Origin of the sequence: Acetobacter okinawensis JCM 25146 (genome assembly GCF_000613865.1) — a bacterium.
Classification (GTDB): Bacteria; Pseudomonadota; Alphaproteobacteria; order Acetobacterales; family Acetobacteraceae; genus Acetobacter; species Acetobacter okinawensis.
Map to the genome: position 1 here is coordinate 1 of NZ_BAJU01000080.1, position 4,712 is coordinate 4,712.

At 51.5% G+C, this 4,712-nt stretch carries 3 protein-coding genes; all 3 read left to right on the plus strand.

Going from position 1 to position 4,712, the window contains the following annotated elements; all coding sequences use genetic code 11:
* Positions 1-604: 604 nt before the first annotated feature.
* Positions 605-3,232 carry a type VI secretion system ATPase TssH gene (gene tssH, locus JCM25146_RS15400; protein WP_025829141.1) on the plus strand — a complete coding sequence of 876 codons (2,628 nt, stop codon included), beginning with the start codon at positions 605-607 and terminating at the stop codon, positions 3,230-3,232.
* 477 nt (positions 3,233-3,709) lie between these two features.
* Positions 3,710-4,237: a hypothetical protein gene (locus JCM25146_RS22255; protein ID WP_148299123.1), complete on the plus strand. Its 528-nt coding sequence runs from the start codon at positions 3,710-3,712 to the stop codon at positions 4,235-4,237.
* Positions 4,238-4,511: 274 nt separating this feature from the next.
* Positions 4,512-4,712 (plus strand): hypothetical protein (locus tag JCM25146_RS23085; protein WP_206777543.1); only part of this gene is annotated, 201 nt, incomplete at its 3' end.

Below are 4,712 nucleotides of genomic sequence, written 5' to 3' on the forward strand. Positions count from 1 at the left end.
CACTATTCTTCCTTATATAGAAAACAAAAACGATATCGATGCGATACCTGGAAACGTTAACAACATCCGGGATAGTCCCGTCCAAGGTGCGCCGAAATCTGCAAGTAAAGCCATGGCACGACTACTGCGCAGCGCGGGATATCGACCACTTTCTTTCCTGCATCGGACATGACGACAGAGAACCTCTATTCAGACGGCAATACAGACACTCATACGGAGCGAACCGCTTCCAGTGAAGCAGCACGGATCATGGCAGCTTCGTGCAGGGCTGTATGTCCCCCAACCAAGGGACAATGGCCATTTTTCTGCAAAAACGTCTGTTTTCAGGGTCTTAATATGAAAATACCAAATTATTTAATATGTTTTCTTACTTGCAACGCATCACCCTCTAGTGGCAGCTGGCTCCCGCCAGAGCGAACGCGCCTGACTGTGGGGTAAAAAAATGCCTGTTTGTCCCTTGGTTGGGGGACATACAGGGGGGCGCGAAGGTGTCATGGTCCGTACCATGTCACGGGGCCATTGCCTGTAAACGGCAGTCTTCGTGCAGCTATGCTGCAGTTGCCTTCTCTCCGAACGCAGGCGACATGGATGAAAGGATCACGTCTTGATCGCGATAGATTTGAAATCACTTGTCGCCCGACTGAACGATTCGTGCCGGAAGAGCCTTGAATCTGCCGCAGGCCTGACACTGGCGCGCACGCATTACAATGTTGAACTGGAACATTGGCTGCTAAAGCTCTGCGATGCGACCGATACAGATATTCCGACCATCTTCCGGCACTACGATATCGATACGGGGCGCTTTCTGACCGATCTGGACCGCGCATTCGATATGATACGCATGGGTAATTCCCGCGCGCCGGGGCTTGCTCCCGATATTGTCGAAGCCATGAAACAGGCTTGGCTGATCGCATCGATCGAGGATTCTGCATCGCGTATCCGTTCTGGCCACCTGCTTCTTGCATTGCTGGCAGATGAATCACTTGGCCGCCGTATGCGTGACCTTTCGCCGCAACTGCGTAATATCTCAGTCGACAGCCTGCGGCGCGATCTGGACAGTATTGTTGCGCAGACAGCCGAAGCCAGTGGCGACGTTTCATCTCATCAGGCGAACGCCGGTGCTGCCCAGCCCCAGCCGCGTGGTGACGGCGCGCTGGAACAGTTCACGCAGGATCTGACAGAACTAGCTCGTGCGGGCCGTATCGACCCTATTCTGGGCCGGGATGTCGAAATTCGTCAGGCTATCGATATTCTGGGGCGGCGGCGGCAGAATAACCCGATTTTGACGGGTGAGCCCGGCGTGGGCAAGACCGCTGTTGTCGAAGGTCTTGCCCTGAAAATTGCTGCGGGCGATGTACCGGATTCCATGAAGGACGTCACGTTACGCACACTCGACCTTGCACTTCTACAGGCCGGTGCAGGCATGAAGGGTGAATTCGAGCAGAGGCTGAAATCGGTCATCGAAGCCGTGAAATCCAGCCCCAGGCCCATTATTCTGTTTATCGATGAGGCCCACACCCTTATCGGTGCTGGCGGGCAGGCCGGGCAGAATGATGCAGCCAACCTGCTCAAACCCGCGCTGGCGCGTGGCGAACTACGCACGATTGCTGCCACGACGTGGGCCGAATACAAGAAATATTTCGAGAAAGACGCCGCCCTGACCCGGCGCTTCCAGGTCGTGAAGGTGGAAGAGCCGTCCGAACCCATGGCGGTTGCTATGATACGGGGCCTGACCGGCACGCTGGAAAAACATCATGGCGTGCGCATTCTGGACGAGGCGATTGTGGAGGCCGTCCGGTTATCCGCCCGGTTTATTCCCAGCCGACAGTTGCCGGACAAGGCAATCAGCCTGATTGATACCGCCTGCGCGCGCGTAGCGATGAGCCAGGCCACCGTCCCCGCTGAGATCGAAGACCGGGAACGCCGGGTAGACCTGATCCAGACCGAGGCAAATATCCTGACACGGGAAATGGCGGCGGGTGGTGCGCATGAGGCCCGTCTGGCGGAGTTGACGCATGACGAAACCCTGCTCAAACAAGAGCTGACAGAACTCTCCGCCCGCTTCACGCAGGAAAAGGAACTGGCTGCCCGCATTGCGCAGACACGGGCTGAAATTGAAAACGCCCCGCCCGAAACCGACACAACGGCACAGTGCGCGACCCTAGATGCCCTCCAGAATGAACTTTATGGTTTGCAAGGTGAAACACCACTGATTTTCCCCGTTGTGGACGGTCAGGCTGTTGCCGCGATTATCGAAAACTGGACAGGTATTCCCGCAGGGCGTGTACGTTCGAACGAAATCCGCACCGTCCTGAACCTGGAAGCGACAATGGCCGAGCGGATTATCGGTCAGCCCCATGCGCTGGAAGCTGTGGCTCAGGCCATACGCACCAGCCGCGCAGGCCTGACCGACCCACGCAAGCCAATTGGCGTTTTCATGATGGTGGGTACCTCGGGCACTGGCAAGACTGAAACCGCTCTCACACTGGCCAACCTGCTTTATGGCGGCGAACAGAACCTGACCGTCATTAACATGACCGAGTTCAAGGAAGAACATAAGGTCTCGCTGCTGATGGGCAGTCCACCCGGTTATGTCGGTTATGGCGAAGGCGGTATCCTGACCGAAGCGGTGCGCCGTAAACCGTATTCCGTCATTCTGCTGGACGAGATGGAAAAAGCCCATCCCGGCGTGCAGGACGTGTTTTTCCAGGTTTTCGATAAAGGCCACATGAAGGACGGCGAAGGGCGCGATATCGACTTCAGGAACACCGTCATTATCATGACTTCGAATGCAGGCACGGACCTGATCGAAAAACTGTTCGCAGACCCTGATTCAGCGCCCGATTCAGTTCAGCTTGCCGAAGCACTTCGGCCGGAACTGATGAAATACTTCAAGCCGGCCTTTTTGGGCCGCACGACAATCGTGCCTTACTTCCCACTGTCCGACGCGGTTATTCGCGATATCGTGAAGCTTCAATTCAAGAAAATAGGCCAGCGTGTAAAAAGTAATTACAAAGTTGACTTCCACTACGCACCGGAGCTGGTTGATGTCATTTCCGCCCGTTGCAAGGAATCGTCGTCAGGTGCACGTAATATCGAAAACATTCTCTCACGCACCTTGCTACCTGAACTGTCAGCGGAAATACTGGCCCGTCTTGCCGAAGGCAAAAATATATCAACTGTCGCGGTGAGTGTAAGGGAAGACGGCCATTTTTCCTATAAACTTGACTGAAATACGTGTTGGTCCAAGGTAATTGAAATGTAATTTCAAGGGGGATATAGCGGCTGGAGATATAACACTTAATGTCGTTACTGACTGGCGCTTGAAATCAGGCGATTCGGCCATAAATAGTGGTTTAATTACCTGATATTACAGATTAGTGGGCGGCAAGGTCATTCGACAATGAGATACTTTAGTCAAATTGGCTGTTACAGGGCCGGTCAATTTGACGGTATTCTCTAAATATTTTGTTCGGGGTGTGCCATTATTATTAAATGACACCCGTTAGTCCCCTTGTATCGAATACAGAATCTGACATGTACGCATAATTGCGAAATCAAAGTTCATAAATTCCTGCAGGGTCACTGTACCGTGGGTGCAGTCAACCAGTTTGAAGTCACGATCAGGAAAAAAACTGGGCCTGATCCACGAATATCTCCCTCAGGATGAAAAGAACGCCCTTCCGTTCTGTCACAGGAGTCATCCAAAATGTCTACCCGGAAATTTCTCTCGTTGTTCCTTCCTTCCACGCCCAAAGTCATCAGTAGCCCGACAATTGCCACAACACCCCGTTTGAAAAAAGCACGAAATGAAACGAGCAGTATCGGAGCAGTCAATTCTGTACTGACAGACCCCTTGATAAGAAACGCCTTTTTGAAATCATCCATAAATCGTGGAGATCATACAACAGCTATATTCATTTTAATGATGCAGCAGTTCAAAAAATCATATGATGGCCTCAGTCAGGTAAAAGCTTATTCCATTTATGATATATCGATCAGAATAAAAAACGATAATGTGCCAAAGAAAAGAGTACAGGTCTCGGGATATCAAAACCTGTCAGGCGGCAATGGAGGAAGCCATGCTCGGATACCAAGTTATATGCAGACCCAGTCGGTAGAAGTGCAATCCTATAGTGGCTTTCTATCCAATATAGCCATTTCAGACGAGGAACGTGTACAAATTGTACAGAATTTGCATGATGGGCGCATAAAGAACGCGTTTGATAGTGCGTAGCTACCATGTGCGCGGAGTTAGTGCCAAAAGAACAAGTTGATACCTTTATAAACCAAATCTTAAGCGGGAGCAGTAGCTTCACGCCTCAAGGAAATTGCGAGAGGTATATCAGCCAGCTTGCGTCTGAATTAAAATCTGTTGACTTCGATACCAAGGCAATGGGCCTGTATTTATAATTATATGGCGGAATTATGGAGTGGATTAAAGCCGCATTATCCCTGAATTTTGTATTTTCCTGCATGGCCATTCCAAATAGTGGGAGTGGCCATGGTACGTGGGTGTCGTCATTTTTCCTTCTTGGAACAAGAACGGTCATGGCGGCACGCTTACTATGCCACGCTACAAGCATTTTTTTGCTCATCCAGCAAATAAATATGTGCTTTGTCCCCCCTCTGGGGGACATACAGGCCCTTCCAAAACTGTCATGCTTTCCTCAGATAACACTGCGTTGCAGAAACCGCGAGGGGAAATGCAT

What these genes read in the sequence shown, in the direction of transcription:
- JCM25146_RS22255 (WP_148299123.1), top strand. Translation starts at nt 3,710, where the DNA reads ATGTCTACCCGGAAATTTCTCTCGTTGTTCCTTCCTTCCACGCCCAAA.